A 17,385-nucleotide genomic window follows, 5' to 3' on the forward strand; every position below is an offset into this window, starting at 1 on the left:
ATCTTGATGTTCCCTTTTTAAAGATAATCCATTTAATTTTTAAAATATTTCCTCTGTACGAATGCCTTCTTTTCCGATATGTGTCATTGCATGATATAAAACAATGGGGTTCTTTTCTTCTAGCAAATTTTCTAACTCATCTATTGAACATTTTCCTTCTTCAATTTTTTTTACTATATTCATTTTATTCCTCCTTTAAACAAATATTAATTAATGTTCCAAACTGTAAATACTTGCCCCCACTTGAACAAGATCAGGAGATGCTAACTTACCAACGCATATTCCAATATTTTTCCTTTCAGCCATTGAAGTTGAAATTTGAACAGAGCCAACGCTTAATACCATTTCATTTTGATTTGCATATTTAATAAGAATTTTATTACCTATCATTTTTTTTATTTCTGGGTAGGTTAAATGATCTAATCCTTTGTTTGTTCCTACTATAATTGTACCTTCATCTTTTGACTCAAAACTTAAACTAACATCCATTATTTTTCCCATTTTAACGTTGCCCCTTTATCGTTCTTCAATATAAAGTTCTCCCTTAATATCACGTATATGCAAATCAGCATTTTTTAAACGGGTTATGGTATCTCTTAGTAGTGTAATTCCTTCAAGTGATGTTAAATTAGGTTTAAAGACACGCTCTCGTCCAGTAAAAAGATATTGCCTCATCAGATCCGCTAAATTAGCGGCTTTTTTGTTTTAAAAGTGCTGGCGCGTCAGTCCTTTTTTTTATAAAACATCAACATGGTTTCCATATATCGCAAAACTGAGAATGGATGGTATAATGAAGGATGATTTAAAGAAATCTGTAGTGTAGTGAAGGGATGATTCATATTGATAAATCACGATAATCTTGAAGAGTATCGAGACCCGATTAATTATGATCTTGAATTTGGCGGTGAGACTAATAAATACAATTTCTATCTTGATATGGCTAGATTGAACCCAGGCGAGGTTCTGGAACTTGCATGTGGTACAGGATTGACAACCATTCATTTATCAAAATCGGGGATACATATAACAGGTGTTGATATTTCTTCATCGATGCTTGAATATGCGCGGGTTAAAGCTCAAGGTTTGCCTGTGGATTTTATTGAAGGTGATGCTCGTACATTCGTTTCCGAAAAGCGTTTTTCCATGATTTATTTGACAGGAAATGCATTCCAGGCATTTTTGAGCGATGAGGATCAACGAGCCTTACTCGAAACCGTCTACAAGCACCTAGAATCAAATGGGATATTTGTTTTTGAAACACGAAATCCCTTGGGAACCGATTTATCCAACCAAGAGGAAAGCATCTGGGGAAATTTTATCGATAAAGATGGAATTAAAGTCAAGATATCTGGGACACAGTCGTATGATTCAAGTAACCAGATCATGCACTGGGTCACATTCCGTGATTGGGGATCGGAGAAAACAATTTCTCGAATTGCATGTCGCTTTACTGATAATGACACGCTTCAGCGTTTATTAACGAGCCGCGGCTTTTGTATTGAAAATCAATATTCCGACTGGGATAAAACACCGTTTACTCCTTTATCTCCTTCCATCATTACTGTTTGTCGAAAACATGGAGCCTAAAACGAATAATCCCGGAATGTTCATCCCAAGTGTTTGACGACCGCGCGTAAGATATCCATGTCATTCGCATGTTTTTGAAGGAACAACAGGCTATTCAGTGATTCCCGGAAAGAAAAATCGCCGAGTCACCCTAAAATATGATCAGGACGTTTACAAAAAAAACGTTATTTGGTGGAATGCTTCTTTAATAAAGTAAAGAATTTATCGTCGTCTGGCAACTCACTATGATAAATTAGCGTGTACTTTCAAGTCTTTTTTTGCCTTGGCCACCATTATGGTTTGGCTTGCCTAGAGTTTGAAGACACGCCCTAATTCATAAAAAATTCTATTGTTTTCTGCCAAGAATCTGATTGACCAAAAGAATTTCCTTTTAAAGTACCACCACAAGTAAAAACGCCTCCACCCATTTTTAAGTTCAATGTTTCGCTTAAAGGTATAATAAACGGTAATGGTAATGAGTGACCTAAATCCTTATAATCTAAAAGATTGTATTTGTATTTATAATTGTTTTTTTTCAAAATACTCATTATTTCTACACATGCCTCGTGAGTATTCCAAATATTATCTTGATGGCCTGAAATTAGCAATAAATTTGCATTTGCATTCTCTATTTTTATTCGAGCCTCCTCTTTATTTCTTGCCCTTTCCACACTTTTTTATATGTAGTAGTAAAACCAAAAGGTATATTCTTTTCTAAGCAATGACGCTGATGATCGTAAAAAATATCATTATCAACGGGTATAAATGGTAATGATCTCCCTTCATATGACCATGATGAAACATTTTTACCACTCATCAAACCATCCAACGCTTGAAAACAATATGCATGGGGTGCAGAAGCCACAACTTTAGAAATGAAATTATATCGCGATGCCAAAAGTAACGCCAATTCTCCGCCTTTAGATGTACCGTGTACATATATTTCATTAGCACGTGTTAATGGATTCTTTTTAAGCCAAGAGAACACCTTTTCAAAATATTCAAGGGGAATTTCCTCTAGTTTTTTAGGCAATCCCTTTTCATTGAAATATCCAACGGTTAAAACATTAAAACCTCTAGATGCCAATGGTCCTGACAAAAGCGAAAGACCACTTCGTTCACCATCAGATCCACCCAATACTACAATCGTTTTATTATTTGAGTTTTCAGAATAAAATAACTCTCCCATAAATTCATCAGTGATCTGTTGTCTTTTCACTTCCGGTAACTTGAATATACGCTCTAGTCTTATACATTCTCGATCTTGTCCATTTTCACATACTATATCAATAAATACACTATCATCTATTGAAATATTAAGAGCGATATTCCCTCCCTCACTATTAATCTTTTGTAAAGAAGTAATAAGCCCCATACTATCTATATAATCATAAGTTCCAGAATCAGGTTTGTGTTTTGATAAATCAACACTGCCATTTGAATCCGCAGTAAACCAAGCAAATGATTGATACTTTTCACTTACTGCCCATGGAAAATGCATGGTTGCAGTTATTTTCGTTTTGCCCTCTGGTGGTAACCCTGTGACACAAAAATCGATTTTTTCATCAATAAGTGCAACTCTTGGTTGTACTTGTAATTTCATCTCGTAGCCTCCAAAGAAAATATAGAACTTGAATGGAAATATTGCCTATTTTCAATTCCATCATTTAAAATGTTTTCTCCGCAAAATAAAACTATCTAAAGCTCGAATTTGTGCTCCTTGAAACCCTTCCAGGTCTTCAAATTTATAATTTACGTCTTCCTCAAAACCAACGTACTCTTCGTTGTGAGTACCATATATTCTTTTCAATAAACTCCATAACACTTCTAATTCTTCAGTTGTGAATTCATTAAAAATATCTGCCATTAGGCATATTGCTTTCTCACCACATTCCAGCATGACTCTTTTCCCTAATTCCGTGATTTCCACGTTAATGGCACGTTTGTCCCGTTTGCTTGGTGTCGTAATCAAGTATCCTTTATTCTCTAAATTGACTACAAGCTTTTGTGCACTTTGTTTGCTTGTTTCTAACTTTCTTGCAATATTAACAAGTGTCGTTTCATCCTCTGGCAAATGAGCTATTGCCAGCATGATCATGTACTGTCGTGATGTTAATTTCTCAAAATAGTTGTCGCCTTGTATTTGCAACTTATTAGTAACTGAAAAAAAAGTAGCGTAAGTTTGTTGCATTATATATAACTCTCTAAGCGCTTTAGAATATTCCATAAATATATCCTTTTCTTTTTATTGTCACCATACTGACTATAATTACAATAACAGCATTTTGTATTATCGTCAACATGGTGACAATGATCATTTGGAAATTTACTACATTAAATAAACAATTGTTATTTTGTATCTGGAATCCCTAGTCGTTATGAACGATCAGCCCGGTCACGTCTTTTGCCTTGCAAAAGCTTTGGCAAGTCCTTATCGCAGAAAGATACCACCAGCGTTCGCCCACTCAATATTGCGTAATATCCGTTACCCATTTTTGGTTAGGCTTTTACTCTACACACTCAGCAGCTAAGTAGTTTCTCCTAGAGCGACGTTTTCGGCGAATTTTGGACTTGACTAAACTTTCAAAATGAATTGAATACAAACGCTCTACAGCTTGAATAAGTATTCTATTCATTTGGTTCACCTCCATTAGATATGAAAAAAACTTATTTCTCCTCATGGTTCGAGGTGAAATAAGTTTTGAATTAAGTGCATTCATTCAAACGAACAGGAGGCATTACCATTCGATTTCTTCAAATAAACGGAAAACCATCTTTTTTTCAAATTCATCTAATATCTTAAACCCAGTTATCTCATCTTCTTTTTCTCCAAGTTTTATCATAGTAGCTATTGCTAAGTCTCCTACTTTATAATGACCTATCATCTTATCTTGAGGTTCCCTTTTTGAAGACAATTCACTCAACTTTTTTATAATTCCCTCTGTACGGAGGCCTTCTTTTCCGATATGGGTCAATGCATGATATAAAACTATGGGGTTCTTTTCATCCAGCAAATTTTCTAACTCCTGTATTGAACATTTTCCTTCTTCTATTTTTTTTACTATATTCATTTTGTTCCTCCTGAATTATTTTTATTTCAAGTGACTGGTCAGTAATCTTCTTTCTTGAATATAATTTTCAAACAGCATATTTGCAATATCATTACGTCCCATATCTTCGGCAATTTTTATTTCTCTCATATATGCATTTAATTCCATCTTCACACGATTTATTGTTTGAAAATGGTAACTCATTCCTGGAAATCCTTGTTTTGAATCATCTAGGTAATGAGTATACTCATGAATTAACGCTCCTATAGAAGCATCTTCATCTATTATTAGTTGGCCAGGCCCTCCCTTGCTAGGAGAATATGCCATTGTGTTACCTTTATATATTACTTCTACTCCCTCTGAATGTAACTCATCAATAATTTTATTCCATTCTTGTGGATGTGACTCTCTTCCAGATCCAATAACTTCTTTTAAAGGATCATCAGGATTCTTTCTGAATATATCATCAATATCTGTATTTAGCCCTCTTACAAAAGCAGGGTGCTGTTCGCTTTCTTTTAAAATATTTGTACTTTTAGCACCTTCATACTTAACAGATCCCTCCAAAATATTCTTGGGCTTAATCAGCGCTTTAGTTGTCGTAGAACCTATCATCAAACCAGCTGTACCAATCAAATTTGCCATATGTTCTTTTGACCATGCATTTGTGGGATTAAATGCTCCCTGAATCATGCCCGATACTCCAAATGTACCGAAATTGAGCATGTCATTCCATGAATCGTTTTGTTTAGCTGCCCGTTCCATGTACCCTTGATACATTCCCTTCGGAATGCCATACGACATATAATCTAGGAAGCTCCAGACTGAATCAAATTTTTTCTCATATCGTTCTGAATTAGCTGCTACAAAATCCTGCCCAAGCTCCGTTAAGCTATCCGCCGATTTCTGGAGCGCATTTCGTGTATCTGCAACAGGAACTGTGCAAGTATTCGGTGGAGGTGGCAAGCAACCTGGGTCTAGATTCCCATCCTCCATCATATCTGTTAATCTAAACTTATTTGCATGCTGCCGTAGTTCTCTAGCAATCGAATCTGTTAGTGTAACAAAGTCAGCCATATTCTTCTGAGATGTTTGGAATCTATAATAGAATTGCTCCTTTGTTATCCCCTCCCAAAATCGTTCCATAAACGAAATTTGCTGCGATAACTGACTATTCATTTGCATCGCCGTTTGCTGCGCAAGCTCAAATTTCTTAGAGACAGTTATAAGTTGTTCAGGTGTCACTTTAATTGTTGTCATAATTTACCTCGGTTGAGTTCATTAAGACATAATAACATTATTCATATTTATGGAAAACCATCTTTATTACTAATTGTTATATGAATTAGAAGACTTAATCCCTACGACCTCTGACTTATATATTATTAAACGTTGGTGCCCCTTAATCACAATGTAAAGCCTTTTAACTATACATTTTTTTAACTTTAAAGTACTAGGATCTATCTTAGTTTAGATGATTTTTCTATCAAATATTTCAACCATCGTCAAAGCACCAGCTTTGTATCCAGAAATATAATCTGAGGGGGATAATATAGAAAACAAAACATCATTTAAATCTGATAGTTCTTCAATTAATTCGTAATCTTGTTCCGACAGTCTTGCTTTTAGTGCTTTCATAGAAGCGGATATTTTCTGATGGACTAGTTCAAGCTCAGGGTTTTTAGGTTTGGTTCGTTCGCTTGGGTACCATTTTCCGTAATATAAATCCTCTAAGATACTCATATTCATCTTCTCCTTCATGATATAGATAAGGTTTTGAGTTCGAATACAGAGTGCATTTTGTTCCTCAAAAACAAGGATATCTCAGTAAAAAATCAATACTGATTTTTAGCGAATATTTCACTAAGGTAATTGAGGACTAATGCCGAGTATCTGAAATGTGACCAGAGGATTTACACCGATTATGAACGCAGTGAAAAAGAATCACGTCCACATCGAGGATAATACTGTATGGGTGGCCGGATTCGGTCCGGTTGCCTGAGTAAGTCCTGGACGAAGTCAGCCCTTCTTGGAAAATAAGCAGGACTTCATATCTTCTACTCATTAACGTTAGAAGTCATAACAAGCTAATTTTTTTCAAAAAGCCTCACTAATTACCAGATTACTGTGGAGGGAACGAATACTTTTTGCCACCCCAAGCCACGAGAAGCGCAAGGAATAAGAGTATGAATAATGCCCATGAAAATGATCCCGCACCAAAAGTTTCAAGCAAAATACCCCCAGTCATCCCGCCGCCAGCGATAGCCAGATTCCATACGGTCGTGTTAATCGGCATCACCATATCCACTTTGCTCTCCCCTGCAGCCTGAGCAAGCGCCGTTTGCAATAGCGTTGCTGCGCCGCCGAAGGTTAAACCCCATACCGTAACAATGATATAGATTATAAGGACATTGGAGTTGCTAAAGCTCATGGCAATAGAAATTAAGACGAAGGAAATAAGACTAATAAGGACAAGCTTACGCAGCCAACGGTCGATGAATACGCCAGTTATCCATATACCTACAAGAGCAGCAATGCCAAAGAAAGCCAGCGCCAGACCCACTCTCTCCCCTATCCCATTGGCCGCAAGAAATGGAGCAATATAAGTGTAAAGAATATTATGTGCTGTCATCCAGGTCAGTACAACCAATAGTATGGGCCGAATCCCCGGTGTAAGGAAGACTGCATAGATCGAAGCTTGCTTATCGGAGGATTGTCCCGGATAGTCAGGCACCTTCCAAAGCACCCACGCGATCAGTATAACAGTCAGTAGCGACATGATTCCAAAAACAGAACGCCAACCCATAAGGTTCCCCAGAAACGTTCCCGCCGGGACACCAATAGCCAAGGCGATGGGCGTTCCAACCATGGCAACCGCCATCCCCCTCCCTTTCAATGTAGCAGAGACCATGCGGAGAGCGTAACCGCCGATCATCCCCCATAGAACTCCAGCCGAAACTCCTGCCAGCAGACGGGCAGCCAGCGTCAGTATGTAGCTAGAGGAAATTGCGGTGACACTGTTAAAAACCAGAAACCCGCAGATAGCCAGAAGTAACAGCGGACGCCTCCGCCATTGGCGGGTAACTATAGCTACAGGGATGGCAGCCACTAAAGAACCGATGGCATAGACAGTGACCAGTTGACCAGCCATTGCGTCTGAAATATAAAGTCCCTTGCTTATTTGCGGAAGCAAACCAGCCGGAATCGTTTCCGTCATAATACAGATGAATCCTGTCATAGCCAAAGCGAGCAGGCCAAGCCAGGGAAAGCGCTCAGATGAGACGGAAGAAGCAATCTTTGCAGTAGTAGAAGAATTATTGCTGGACATTAGCGCAGCTCCTTAATATCGATTTCAAAACAAGTTCAAGCGAAAAATCAAGCACATATACCAATGATTTGCCCTCCTTTTATTTCAATTATGGATCAATCATTCCATATTTTAAAGATGCCTCTCGGTCTTGTCAATTACTTTTGGATCGATTAGTATATAAGTACAAGATAAAAGGAGGCGACTCCATGGTTAGAACCGGAAGACCACGTAAATTCAGTCGCGACGAAGCGATCTCCCAAGCTATGATGTTGTTTTGGGAGCATGGATTTGAATCAACCTCTTTGGCTCAGCTCAAAAAGGCGATGGGCGGCATCTCCTCAGCCAGCTTTTATGCAGCTTTTGAATCAAAAGACGCATTATTCAAAGAAGCGCTGGACCAGTATTTGGCTACATACGGACAAGTATCGACAAGCCTTACAAACTATTCACTTTCATCGCGCACAGCTATTGAATTAGCCTTAAGATGTTCAGCAATCATGCAGACTGAGCAGACCCATCCCTTGGGTTGTTTAGTCATATTCTCTGCAAATACTTGTTCGCCGGAAAACACTCATATTCGAGAACTATTGACCAGGCAAAGAGCAGTGACTAGGAACAAGTTCCATGCTCGTATTGAGCGAGCTACCAAGAACGGAGAACTTCAAGAATCCACAAATGTTAGCATGTTAACCACACTATTCGTTACCTTTCTAGAAGGTATATCTACGGAAGCCAGAGATGGTGTGCCCCTAGACAACATTGATGCAGCCATAACCAAATTGATGGAGCTTTGGGATACTTGTGCCTGAGACTGGCTCAGTTTTCATGAAATAAGGGCATACAAATAGAAAAGGCAATCCTCCTAAAAAAGGAGATTGCCTTTTTATTCAGTAAGATTGCTTCTCTCAAAAACGGCTTTATTCAGCCTATCCTACACATCAGTTTGACTTAATTGGGTATCGAAGTGTGATTTGAAATAGAATCGATTATTAAATCCCAATCGTCGTAGTGAAGTTCATGTCCAGTTCCTTCCAATGTAAGTAAAACCGCACCCGGAATTTCGTTAGCAAGATTGATTCCGTGTTCATAAGGGATAATCGGATCTTCAGTACCGTGTATAACCAGAGCAGGGACGGTTATTTCCCTTGTCCTAGCCAGATAGGATTCTCCACCTGACAGCATTGCGTGATTGTTCATGCTGGCTATATTGTTGCTTCTTTTCCATTCTTCTTTTGCTAATTTATAAACTTTTTTTTCATCGAAAGCGTGTTTTGAACCTACTAGAATTCTTGATCTACCTATCACAAAATCGACCACCGATTGTTCGTTCGTCCAATCTATTGCTCCCATATTCGAGAAATAGTCCATAACCTTTTCCTCCATCGGTGGAAGATCGGGAGCAAAATTGGACGTTGATACGAGGGTAACGGTTAGAACTCTGCCTGGATGTCGCAGAGCTATCATTTGAGTCAGCATGCCGCCCATGGACATGCCCACAATATGCGCTTGCTCAATCTTATACGCATCCAATACTCGAATAGCATCATCTGCCATGTCTTCGAAAGTATAGTCCGGTTGCCCAGGTTCATAGGTTGTAGAACGTCCAACATCTCGGTTATCATAGCGAACGACAAAGCGACCTGTCTCTGCTAAACGCTGGCAGAATTCTTCCTCCCACCAGACCAGTGAGGATTGAGCCCCCATAATCAGTAATATTGCCGGGTTAACTTGCTTTCCGAAACTGTCAGTACAAATTACTATTCCATCGCTTTTTATGAGTTGTTCGTTCATGTAGAATTCCTCCCCTCAATGATATATAAAACAAAAAAACACAGAATATTAGTCTGTGTTTACAGTAATCGAAAAATAATTTAGAAATGAATGCGAATTATCTTCATCACTTACCTCCATAAAGTACTTTCAGTTCCTCTTCTTCATCGTAAATGTATGTTTTTCTTCAGGAAAACGTTTATTTTTCACATCAACAGTTTAAGCTTGAATGGACTCTAATATAAACGGATTCAATGCCCTCCTCCTCAATTTAAATGGGACATATATTCAAATGCTGTTGTTCCATATACACTTTTAAAGTGTTTATTTAAATGGGTTAAGTCAACTAAGCCACATTCTGCAACTGCTGAATAAATATCTCACACAATTGGTTTCTTTCACGCTGTTTGCTATATCAAAATTCCCTTTATCCAAGAGTTTCTTGTTATCCGCAGCTGTCTTTTAAAAATTACTTAGCCCGAATCCTCCACCGTTAAGATGTCATTGACCTTACCGACAACAAACGCATTTATGGATTATTGTGGTATTATTTTGGATTATTGTTAATACTACGTATCTGAGGAGGGTGAAAATGAAGTTACATACCAAATTTTCAAGACAATTATGCCGGAATATCGATCTCATTTGTGACTTCATGGGAAACAGTTCGGATTTTATTGTTCGTGAAATCACAGCTGGCCATAAACACGCCGCACTTTTTTATTTGGACGGAATGACTGACATGCAAAAGGTACAGGACAATGTGATCCGTCCGTTGCATGATCGTGTCTCCTCTGACGAGATCACTTTACCGTTATTGAAAAACGCAATTTTGGACATTGGTGAAGCAAGCTTTGCTCAAAACTTTGAAGATGCTTTGGAACAGATCCTCTCAGGTGGTCTTCTCCTACTCCTGGACGATATGGATGAAGGATTGATCATTTCTTTGCCTGGATGGGAAGAACGCAGCATTACAGATTCGAAGACACAGCCTGTGGTCAGAGGTCCGCAAGAGTCGTTTACAGAAACTTTACGTACGAATACGACTATGGCTCGTCGAAGGGTGAAGGATACAAGAGTACGTCTAACTACCATAAAAGTTGGCGAAAAAACCAAGACCGATATATCGGTCATGTATTTGCATGGGGTCGCTGACCCAAAAAAGGTGCAGGACATGATATCCAAGTTAAAGAACATGCATGTAGAAGGTGTGCTTGAAAGCGAATATTTGGAAGAATGTCTCCAAGAAAATAAACAACTCACGATATTTCCGATCTTTTATAATTCTGATCGCCCAGACTCTATTGCAGCAGGAATTATGGAGGGGAAAATTGCGATATTTGTGGATGGATCTCCCTTCGCCATCCTTGCACCTGCGGTGTTTGTAGACTTTCTTCAATCCGCAGAAGATTATTATCAATCCTTTATTTACAGTAGTATCATTCGAATATTAAGGTACATATGCCTGGCAATCTGTATGTTGGCTCCGGCCATTTATGTCGCATTAACGACATTTCATCAGGATATGATTCCAACAGTTTTGTTATTAAGCTTATCCGCGCAACGTGAAGGAGTTCCGTTTCCAGCATTTATTGAGGCGATGATCATGGAAGTGGTTTTTGAAATTCTGAGGGAGGCAGGTCTTCGTATGCCACGGACGGTCGGTCAAGCCGTTTCTATTGTCGGGTCAATAGTGATCGGCCAGGCTGCTGTAGAAGCAAACATCGTTTCGGCTGTTATGGTCATTGTTGTTGCAATAACTGCCATTTCGAGCTTTGTCATTCCCTCGTACACCTTTGCCATTCCAATCCGGATATTACGTTTCGCTTTCATAGGCATAGCCGCTATGTTTGGTGTGTACGGATTGACTGTTGGTATTCTCATGCTCTTTGTGCATCTCAATGGGCTTCATTCATTCGGTGTACCGTATTTAAGTCCCTTTGCCAATTACAAATCGTCTGAGCAGAGGGACGCCATATTGCGTTTTCCATATAGAACTAACAAAAAACATCGCAAAAACTAAAGGAGTAGACCATCATGAACTCGTATCGATCCACCATTTTATTACTGATTATGTCCGTCTGGCTAATGGTGTTTCTTACGGGTTGCTGGAACAGTAAGGAATTGAGCGCAATTTCCGTCGTGATGGCTCTGGGCATTGATGCAGTTGATGACCAATATGAAGTCAGTTTACAAGTGGTTGACCCAACGAAAATGTCTCAGAATTCCCCCATGGAACGGACGCCAACGATCGTTTTTTCCAAACGCGCCGATACCATATTTGAAGCTATTCGAAAATTAACAACGGAATCGTCCCGAAAAATGTATATGTCTCACTTAAAGTTTGTCATTTTTGATGAAAAAACGGCAAAAAAAGGAATCAAGGAGCCGCTGGACTTTCTGTTCCGTGATCATGAAGTTCGGCCTGATTTCTATTTGGCCGTTGTCAGAGGAAACACGGCAAAGGAGGCCGTTACTTTTGTAACTCCAACCGAGGTCTTGCCTGCAATGGATATGTATAAGGCATTAAGGCTTTCTGAAAAAGCATGGGCTCCAACTTCCGCGGTCAATGTGAAAGATATTTTACAGAGTTTCACAGATGATGGCATTGAACCGGTTCTCACCGGTATTCGACTGACAAACCTAGAAAAAGGTCTAACTATTGATAATGTGACAAAATCGCCCCAACATGTTAAATACTTTTTTACTGGAATTGGTGTTTTCAAGGGAGACCGACTTATCAATTGGATGGATGATTCACAAAGTAAAGCCTTTACCTATATATCCAATCGTGTTTCCAGCACCGTAGCTTCCATCGATTGTCCGAATTCCAAAGGAAAATTTGTTGTTGAAGTAATCCGTTCCAAAGTAAAGATGCATCCAAAAATAATAGATCATGAGCCGCACATTTCTCTTATTGTGGATACAGAATCCAATATCGGAACGGTCTCGTGCAATGCCAACCTTAAGAATGAAGAGACATTTAGAGATCTTCAAGAATCAGCTAAAGAGCATCTGGAACAATCTTTGAAGGAGGGCATTTCGTACGCACAACAAATCGGTTCCGATATATTCGGGTTTGGAGAAGCTTTTCACCGCAAGTTCCCACGTGAATGGCATAAATGGAAAGAGGATTGGCCACAAAAATTTCAAACGCTTAAAGTGGATATTCAGCTCAATTATCGTTTAGTCCGGTTCGGGGACATTACCAGTCCAATCGATATGGGAATACACAATTAGGAGTGAATGCAATGCTTTATGTGATTCTCGTAACTTCCATTTTAACATCTTTGTATGAGTTTAAAAAATTCAAGGAGAAACAATATGTGCGTGAAATTGTATTCAGCTCGATATTGTTGATTATAGGCGTTATATTGATTATCCTACGGATCGCCAACATTAAACTGCCGACTCCACTGAATGGCATTCAAATCCTATTTCAACCAATAAGTCGGTTACTTACAGAAATGTTATCTTAAGGGGGGTATTGGAATGAACTCCAATTTGACGGTTCGACAAGCTATTTTGTGGTTTGCATTGTATCAAATAGGAAGCGCATATCTGGTGCTCCCAGCGGTAATTACCGCTGTCGCAAAACAAGATGCCTGGCTCTCCATCCCAGTCTCCTTAGGTTTCCATCTGTTATTGATACCTTTATATGCCTCCATCGCTAGGCAAATGCAGGGGAAATCTTTCGTAGAGCATCTCCGTTGCCTCTTCGGTCCCTTGGGCGGGACGATCAGCATCGTTTTCATTTTTTTCTTTCCCTTTCTTGTGTTCATTATGACACTTCGAAATCTGGGCGACTTTATCACGATAGCTATTATGCCGGAAACTCCCTCCGACGCGATATATTTCATCATGCTTATAGTCATTTATTTTGCCGTTCGATCAGGCCCTGCTGTAATTGGCCGTTGTGCGGAAATCCTATTTTTTTTCCTTCTGGTTCTGTATCTGTTGGTCAGGATTACCCTTCTTTCTGATACCACCATAGATAATGTGCTCCCTATTTTTGAGTATGGTTTGAACCCTATCGTTCTCGCTTCGTTCAATTTGTTTGCCTTTCCCTACCTTGAGGCAATTCTGTATCTTTTTTTTGCACAGCACATCCCCGATCCAAAAAAGTGGAGAAAGACAGTGATAACTTGTGCTTTGATTAGCGGCGGCATGTATTTTTTCATGGTTCTACAAATAATCGCCGTGATGAGTGAAGGTGTTGTATCTAATTTGACATTTCCTACTTTTTTTATTAACCGAACAATCAGTAACGGAGAGTTTCTTCAACGGTTTGAAATTTTCGTTGCAGTGTTCTGGTTTGTCACCATTTTTTTCCGACTCGCACTGCTTTTATATGTTTCAGCGCAAGGGCTTGCAGATGCTTTTCGTCTTCGAAGCGCTAACTCTCTCTTAGTTCCTCTGATCCTAATCGCATTGGCAATGGTTCATTCTATTTGGCCAAATATGCAATTTTTAATCAAGTTTTTTTCAGTATGGCCTTTTTACGCCATGATTTTCGGTATCGTGTTTCCTATTGTGCTATGGCTGGTGGGTAAGGTATCGTTGAATTTACGTAAAAATTATCACTAAAGTTGCGTTGGCTATATGAACATACTGTTCTCAAATAAACTTTTGTTGTACTTATTATTGCAATTTAGCAAGAAGCAACTCCAATTCCTCCCTTTCAAGATGTCTCCATTGCCCACGTTCCAGATGATCCAAGGTAATATTCATAATTCGAACACGTTCCAGCTTTAGCACCCTGTACCCCAAGGCCTTGCACATTCTGCGAATTTGCAAGTTCAGACCCTGCGTCAAAATAATGCGGAACTCGTATTCGCTCGTACGATCAACCTTGCACGGTTTGGTAATGACGTTCAATATTTCAACGCCACAAGACATGGCATGCGTAAACTCGTTTGTAACAGGTTGGTCTACAGTCACTACATACTCCTTCTCATGACCATTTTCGGAACGCATCATTTGATTGACAATGCTTCCATCGTTGGTTAATAGAATGAGTCCCTCTGACGCTTTATCCAGCCTGCCGATGGCAAAAATCCGCGAAGGATAATTGACATAACTAATAATATTGCCAGCCACTTGCTCCGCTGCGGTACAAACAATGCCTATAGGCTTATTCAGAGCCAAATATACAGGTTCACTGGAATTAAGCGGAATAGCTTCTCCATCAATCAGCACGATATCCTGTGGCTCTACTTCCGCGCCCGCTTCACAAACATTTCCATTAATTGTAATTCGTCCTGCTGCAATCAGCCTGTTGGTTTCCCGACGTGAGCAAAATCCTGTCTCACTGATGTACTTGTTAATTCTCACAATTCACCTGCTTCTGATTATAATATGCGAGTTTAAGTAAAATAATTAAAAAAACACCTGATTGTTCTTGCTTAATCAGATGTTCGACGTTTACGACAACTTATACTTTCCCGGCTTATTTGCTACTGTTGCCGCCGCTTTTATTCCTTGTTGGTTTGGCTGTGCCGCCTTTTGTGCCACCTGCCGCTTTGCTTCCCGGTGCGCTTGTAGAAGCGCTTTTTGTCCTTACTGGCTTCGCAGTTTTGTTCCAGCGTGTCCAGCCCTTACTACCTGTACCTCTGCCGGTTCCGCCGCCCTTGCTTTTTCCACCCATATGATCACTCCATTACTAGTCGTTCAGATTTAACTAAGCTATCATACCATTACTTTGATCATCATGCCCATTTCTTTTAAAAATTGAACATGTTAAGCCGCAAATACTTTCGCAAAACGGATCTTGTTGTATTTTTGTTTGTTTGCAAGTAAATAATGATTCTTGAAGGAGTGAAACACATGTCTGTTGATGTTTATCTTAACTTTAATGGAAATTGTCGTGAAGCAGCGGAGTTTTACGCAGAGGCATTTGGGACTGAGAAACCACAAATCATGACGTTCGGTGAAGCACCACCCAACCCCGATTATCCTCTCCCTGAAGAAGCCAAAAATTTGGTCATGCATACGCGGCTTCAAATTGATGGTAGTAATGTCATGTTCTCAGACGTTTTTCCTGGTATGCCTTTCGTAGCCGGAAACAACATCAGCCTCGCCATCGTCAATAAGGACGAAGAGAAAATTCGATCGTACTTTCATAAGTTAAAAGAAGGAGGAACCGTAAGCATGGAACTTCAAGAAACATTTTGGAGTAAATGTTACGGTAGCCTTAAAGATAAGTTCGGAATTGAATGGCAGTTAAGCTATGATAACGGAATGACCGACAGTTAGTCTGTTATATAACCTACGACAGTTAAGCCCTCACAAGCTATTCTGACTGAATGCTTTGTGAGGGCTTAATATTAGCTTGAAGTTACTCTATACAGCAGCCTTAGAATTCTTCCAAGACCTTGAATTTGTCTCCATGGATCTTATCTAAGTGATCCTCTCCCCAGTAGCATAAATGGTCTAGCGCGGGTTTTAATCCCCAGCCGTAGTCCGTTAACTCATACTCCACTTTAGGAGGGACTTCATTATAAACCTTTCGTGTAACGATCTCATCCTTTTCTAGGCCTCTGAGCTGAGTAGTCAGCATTTTTTGTGTAATGCCGGGTATTAACCGACGAAACTCAGATGTTCGTTTCCGTCCTGTCATCAGATGGTAGATAATCAAAGGCTTCCATTTCCCTCCCATCACCTCTAAAGCCGCTTCCACTCCAACTTGATACTTCTTTTGAACCCTATTTTTTATCTGTTCAGTCATTTCTTAATCCTCCTTTAGAAGGCTTCGTTTGCTCAGAACAACCCATCACTTCAATTCATTACTCAGATCAGTTTCTAGGGAATCTACCTAGGGCACTTCCATGTTCCTATGGCACCTGTATCATCCTATAGAACTTAGAAGTGCGTACTTCCAGATTATTTTCCTACTGTATATAATAGCATCAAGCATTGAGCATTCCTAGAAGTAAGCTATTGAGAAAGGTAGTGAAGAAGCATGAAAGTATTAACCGTTGTTTCACACCCGAGAAAAGATTCCTTGACCTTTAAGGTTGCTGATCGTTTCGTACAGGGTCTTGCCGATGCAGGCCACGATTATGAGATATTGGATTTGCATGGGATTAGTTTTGATCCTATTTTAAAAGGAGTAGATGAACCGGATTTGACAGTTGCGGAACAGTCCTTTTCCCCTGAAGTAGAAATGGAAATGAGGCGGATGAAGGAGCATGATGCAGTGGCATTTATTTTTCCTCTTTGGTGGTGGAATTTGCCAGCTATGCTGAAGGGTTATATTGACCGCGTATGGAACAATGGGTTTGCGTACGGTTCGAATTACCTGCATCATCAGCATGTCTTGTGGATTGGCTTGGCCGGAGTTTCGAAGGAACAGATGAAAAAGCGTAAGTATGATGAAATGATTACTCATTTGCTGAATGTGGGAATTGCAGATTATTGCGGGGTTTCCAATTCCAAGGTTGAATTCTTATATGAGACCCTGAGTTCAAATTCCGGTCATTTTGAAATGCTGCTGGGCCAAGCTTATCACTTGGGTTTGAATTATGCCAAGGATTAGGCTTTATTTACAATCCCCACCCTTCAACACGAAGGCCGGGAATCCTAACAGAATGTGAGAAAGAATTGTTTTTCCATAAGGAGACCTAAGTAGTAACAAAAAAAGATACTAACCTAGCCATTTTTTCTATGGACATGGGTTAGCGTCTTTTC

Annotated in this window: 21 protein-coding genes and 1 pseudogene; 8 read left to right on the forward strand and 14 right to left on the reverse strand. The window is 39.5% G+C overall.

Annotated elements, in window-relative coordinates; translation table 11 throughout:
• Positions 1-39: 39 nt before the first annotated feature.
• Both ACUYLD_RS22600 and ACUYLD_RS22605 read right to left on the reverse strand, forming a co-directional pair.
• Positions 40-183 (reverse strand): hypothetical protein, encoded by a 144-nt coding sequence (locus tag ACUYLD_RS22600; RefSeq protein ID WP_446676036.1) that lies wholly within the window; start codon positions 181-183, stop codon positions 40-42.
• Between the two features lie 27 nt (positions 184-210).
• A complete protein-coding gene (locus tag ACUYLD_RS22605) occupies positions 211-501 on the reverse strand; it encodes a hypothetical protein (protein WP_446676037.1) in 291 nt (96 codons plus the stop codon).
• A 339-nt stretch (positions 502-840) separates the two neighbouring features.
• Here ACUYLD_RS22605 and ACUYLD_RS22610 point away from each other — a divergent pair, with 339 nt between their 5' ends.
• Positions 841-1,587: a class I SAM-dependent DNA methyltransferase gene (locus tag ACUYLD_RS22610; protein ID WP_446676038.1), complete on the forward strand. Its 747-nt coding sequence runs from the start codon at positions 841-843 to the stop codon at positions 1,585-1,587.
• A 308-nt stretch (positions 1,588-1,895) separates the two neighbouring features.
• Here ACUYLD_RS22610 and ACUYLD_RS22615 read toward each other — a convergent pair whose 3' ends face one another.
• The 7 genes from ACUYLD_RS22615 to ACUYLD_RS22645 all read right to left on the reverse strand — a co-directional run bounded on the left by ACUYLD_RS22615 (position 1,896) and on the right by ACUYLD_RS22645 (position 7,944).
• Positions 1,896-2,237, reverse strand: coding sequence for an acyl-CoA thioester hydrolase/BAAT C-terminal domain-containing protein (locus ACUYLD_RS22615; protein WP_446676039.1), 342 nt, complete (start codon positions 2,235-2,237; stop codon positions 1,896-1,898).
• The gene (locus ACUYLD_RS22620) at positions 2,201-3,169 is read right to left on the reverse strand and encodes an acyl-CoA thioesterase/BAAT N-terminal domain-containing protein (RefSeq protein ID WP_446676040.1); all 969 of its coding nucleotides are present in this window, start codon (positions 3,167-3,169) and stop codon (positions 2,201-2,203) included. The genes ACUYLD_RS22615 and ACUYLD_RS22620 overlap by 37 nt, the downstream gene beginning before the upstream one ends.
• Positions 3,170-3,229: 60 nt before the next feature.
• Positions 3,230-3,793 (reverse strand): MarR family winged helix-turn-helix transcriptional regulator, encoded by a 564-nt coding sequence (locus tag ACUYLD_RS22625; protein WP_061830185.1) that lies wholly within the window; start codon positions 3,791-3,793, stop codon positions 3,230-3,232.
• 511 nt (positions 3,794-4,304) lie between these two features.
• The gene (locus ACUYLD_RS22630) at positions 4,305-4,637 is read right to left on the reverse strand and encodes a hypothetical protein (RefSeq protein ID WP_061830184.1); all 333 of its coding nucleotides are present in this window, start codon (positions 4,635-4,637) and stop codon (positions 4,305-4,307) included.
• 21 nt (positions 4,638-4,658) lie between these two features.
• On the reverse strand, positions 4,659-5,876 hold the full coding sequence (locus ACUYLD_RS22635; protein WP_061830183.1) for a WXG100 family type VII secretion target: 1,218 nt from the start codon (positions 5,874-5,876) through the stop codon (positions 4,659-4,661).
• Positions 5,877-6,086: 210 nt separating this feature from the next.
• The gene (locus ACUYLD_RS22640) at positions 6,087-6,359 is read right to left on the reverse strand and encodes a DUF6809 family protein (RefSeq protein WP_446676041.1); all 273 of its coding nucleotides are present in this window, start codon (positions 6,357-6,359) and stop codon (positions 6,087-6,089) included.
• Positions 6,360-6,738: 379 nt separating this feature from the next.
• Complete coding sequence (locus tag ACUYLD_RS22645; RefSeq protein WP_446676042.1) at positions 6,739-7,944, reverse strand: MFS transporter; 1,206 nt, start codon at positions 7,942-7,944, stop codon at positions 6,739-6,741.
• A 188-nt stretch (positions 7,945-8,132) separates the two neighbouring features.
• Here ACUYLD_RS22645 and ACUYLD_RS22650 point away from each other — a divergent pair, with 188 nt between their 5' ends.
• Positions 8,133-8,735 (forward strand): TetR/AcrR family transcriptional regulator, encoded by a 603-nt coding sequence (locus ACUYLD_RS22650; RefSeq protein WP_254327442.1) that lies wholly within the window; start codon positions 8,133-8,135, stop codon positions 8,733-8,735.
• Positions 8,736-8,874: 139 nt separating this feature from the next.
• Here the strand turns inward: ACUYLD_RS22650 and ACUYLD_RS22655 are convergent, their stop codons facing one another.
• Both ACUYLD_RS22655 and ACUYLD_RS22660 read right to left on the reverse strand, forming a co-directional pair.
• Positions 8,875-9,717 (reverse strand): alpha/beta fold hydrolase, encoded by an 843-nt coding sequence (locus tag ACUYLD_RS22655; protein WP_446676043.1) that lies wholly within the window; start codon positions 9,715-9,717, stop codon positions 8,875-8,877.
• 245 nt (positions 9,718-9,962) lie between these two features.
• Positions 9,963-10,076: pseudogene (locus ACUYLD_RS22660) on the reverse strand (AraC family transcriptional regulator); the annotation flags it as partial.
• Between the two features lie 212 nt (positions 10,077-10,288).
• Between ACUYLD_RS22660 and ACUYLD_RS22665 the strand changes: the two are divergent.
• The 4 genes from ACUYLD_RS22665 to ACUYLD_RS22680 are packed head-to-tail and all read left to right on the forward strand — an operon-like array spanning position 10,289 to position 14,283.
• The gene (locus ACUYLD_RS22665; protein WP_446676044.1) at positions 10,289-11,719 is read left to right on the forward strand and encodes a spore germination protein; all 1,431 of its coding nucleotides are present in this window, start codon (positions 10,289-10,291) and stop codon (positions 11,717-11,719) included.
• A gap of 14 nt (positions 11,720-11,733) precedes the next feature.
• Positions 11,734-12,936 (forward strand): Ger(x)C family spore germination protein, encoded by a 1,203-nt coding sequence (locus tag ACUYLD_RS22670; protein WP_446676045.1) that lies wholly within the window; start codon positions 11,734-11,736, stop codon positions 12,934-12,936.
• An 11-nt stretch (positions 12,937-12,947) separates the two neighbouring features.
• Positions 12,948-13,175: a hypothetical protein gene (locus ACUYLD_RS22675; protein ID WP_250261428.1), complete on the forward strand. Its 228-nt coding sequence runs from the start codon at positions 12,948-12,950 to the stop codon at positions 13,173-13,175.
• A 13-nt stretch (positions 13,176-13,188) separates the two neighbouring features.
• Positions 13,189-14,283 carry a GerAB/ArcD/ProY family transporter gene (locus ACUYLD_RS22680; protein ID WP_446676046.1) on the forward strand — a complete coding sequence of 365 codons (1,095 nt, stop codon included), beginning with the start codon at positions 13,189-13,191 and terminating at the stop codon, positions 14,281-14,283.
• A 54-nt stretch (positions 14,284-14,337) separates the two neighbouring features.
• Here the strand turns inward: ACUYLD_RS22680 and ACUYLD_RS22685 are convergent, their stop codons facing one another.
• The gene (locus ACUYLD_RS22685) at positions 14,338-15,030 is read right to left on the reverse strand and encodes a pseudouridine synthase (protein WP_446676047.1); all 693 of its coding nucleotides are present in this window, start codon (positions 15,028-15,030) and stop codon (positions 14,338-14,340) included.
• 115 nt (positions 15,031-15,145) lie between these two features.
• Positions 15,146-15,343 carry a DUF3934 family protein gene (locus ACUYLD_RS22690; protein WP_013310240.1) on the reverse strand — a complete coding sequence of 66 codons (198 nt, stop codon included), beginning with the start codon at positions 15,341-15,343 and terminating at the stop codon, positions 15,146-15,148.
• A gap of 179 nt (positions 15,344-15,522) precedes the next feature.
• On the opposite strand from ACUYLD_RS22690, the gene ACUYLD_RS22695 reads away from it, so the two are divergent.
• Complete coding sequence (locus tag ACUYLD_RS22695; protein ID WP_061830173.1) at positions 15,523-15,951, forward strand: VOC family protein; 429 nt, start codon at positions 15,523-15,525, stop codon at positions 15,949-15,951.
• A 100-nt stretch (positions 15,952-16,051) separates the two neighbouring features.
• Here ACUYLD_RS22695 and ACUYLD_RS22700 read toward each other — a convergent pair whose 3' ends face one another.
• Positions 16,052-16,423 carry a winged helix-turn-helix transcriptional regulator gene (locus ACUYLD_RS22700; protein WP_061830172.1) on the reverse strand — a complete coding sequence of 124 codons (372 nt, stop codon included), beginning with the start codon at positions 16,421-16,423 and terminating at the stop codon, positions 16,052-16,054.
• Positions 16,424-16,657: 234 nt separating this feature from the next.
• Between ACUYLD_RS22700 and ACUYLD_RS22705 the strand changes: the two genes are divergently transcribed.
• The gene (locus tag ACUYLD_RS22705) at positions 16,658-17,233 is read left to right on the forward strand and encodes an NAD(P)H oxidoreductase (protein WP_254327448.1); all 576 of its coding nucleotides are present in this window, start codon (positions 16,658-16,660) and stop codon (positions 17,231-17,233) included.
• Positions 17,234-17,385 lie beyond the last annotated feature (152 nt).

Source organism: Paenibacillus sp. SER-28 (assembly GCF_052906305.1).

Excerpts from the sequence above, each read along its gene's own strand:
- ACUYLD_RS22630 (WP_061830184.1), bottom strand. The coding sequence starts at position 4,637 with ATGAATATAGTAAAAAAAATAGAAGAAGGAAAATGTTCAATACAGGAG.
- ACUYLD_RS22645 (WP_446676042.1), bottom strand. The coding sequence starts at position 7,944 with ATGTCCAGCAATAATTCTTCTACTACTGCAAAGATTGCTTCTTCCGTC.
- ACUYLD_RS22705 (WP_254327448.1), top strand. The coding sequence starts at position 16,658 with ATGAAAGTATTAACCGTTGTTTCACACCCGAGAAAAGATTCCTTGACC.
- ACUYLD_RS22640 (WP_446676041.1), bottom strand. The coding sequence starts at position 6,359 with ATGAGTATCTTAGAGGATTTATATTACGGAAAATGGTACCCAAGCGAA.
- ACUYLD_RS22625 (WP_061830185.1), bottom strand. The coding sequence starts at position 3,793 with ATGGAATATTCTAAAGCGCTTAGAGAGTTATATATAATGCAACAAACT.
- ACUYLD_RS22600 (WP_446676036.1), bottom strand. The coding sequence starts at position 183 with ATGAATATAGTAAAAAAAATTGAAGAAGGAAAATGTTCAATAGATGAG.
- ACUYLD_RS22690 (WP_013310240.1), bottom strand. The coding sequence starts at position 15,343 with ATGGGTGGAAAAAGCAAGGGCGGCGGAACCGGCAGAGGTACAGGTAGT.
- ACUYLD_RS22670 (WP_446676045.1), top strand. The coding sequence starts at position 11,734 with ATGAACTCGTATCGATCCACCATTTTATTACTGATTATGTCCGTCTGG.
- ACUYLD_RS22650 (WP_254327442.1), top strand. The coding sequence starts at position 8,133 with ATGGTTAGAACCGGAAGACCACGTAAATTCAGTCGCGACGAAGCGATC.
- ACUYLD_RS22700 (WP_061830172.1), bottom strand. The coding sequence starts at position 16,423 with ATGACTGAACAGATAAAAAATAGGGTTCAAAAGAAGTATCAAGTTGGA.
- ACUYLD_RS22665 (WP_446676044.1), top strand. The coding sequence starts at position 10,289 with ATGAAGTTACATACCAAATTTTCAAGACAATTATGCCGGAATATCGAT.
- ACUYLD_RS22635 (WP_061830183.1), bottom strand. The coding sequence starts at position 5,876 with ATGACAACAATTAAAGTGACACCTGAACAACTTATAACTGTCTCTAAG.
- ACUYLD_RS22605 (WP_446676037.1), bottom strand. The coding sequence starts at position 501 with ATGGGAAAAATAATGGATGTTAGTTTAAGTTTTGAGTCAAAAGATGAA.
- ACUYLD_RS22675 (WP_250261428.1), top strand. The coding sequence starts at position 12,948 with ATGCTTTATGTGATTCTCGTAACTTCCATTTTAACATCTTTGTATGAG.
- ACUYLD_RS22680 (WP_446676046.1), top strand. The coding sequence starts at position 13,189 with ATGAACTCCAATTTGACGGTTCGACAAGCTATTTTGTGGTTTGCATTG.
- ACUYLD_RS22655 (WP_446676043.1), bottom strand. The coding sequence starts at position 9,717 with ATGAACGAACAACTCATAAAAAGCGATGGAATAGTAATTTGTACTGAC.
- ACUYLD_RS22620 (WP_446676040.1), bottom strand. The coding sequence starts at position 3,169 with ATGAAATTACAAGTACAACCAAGAGTTGCACTTATTGATGAAAAAATC.
- ACUYLD_RS22695 (WP_061830173.1), top strand. The coding sequence starts at position 15,523 with ATGTCTGTTGATGTTTATCTTAACTTTAATGGAAATTGTCGTGAAGCA.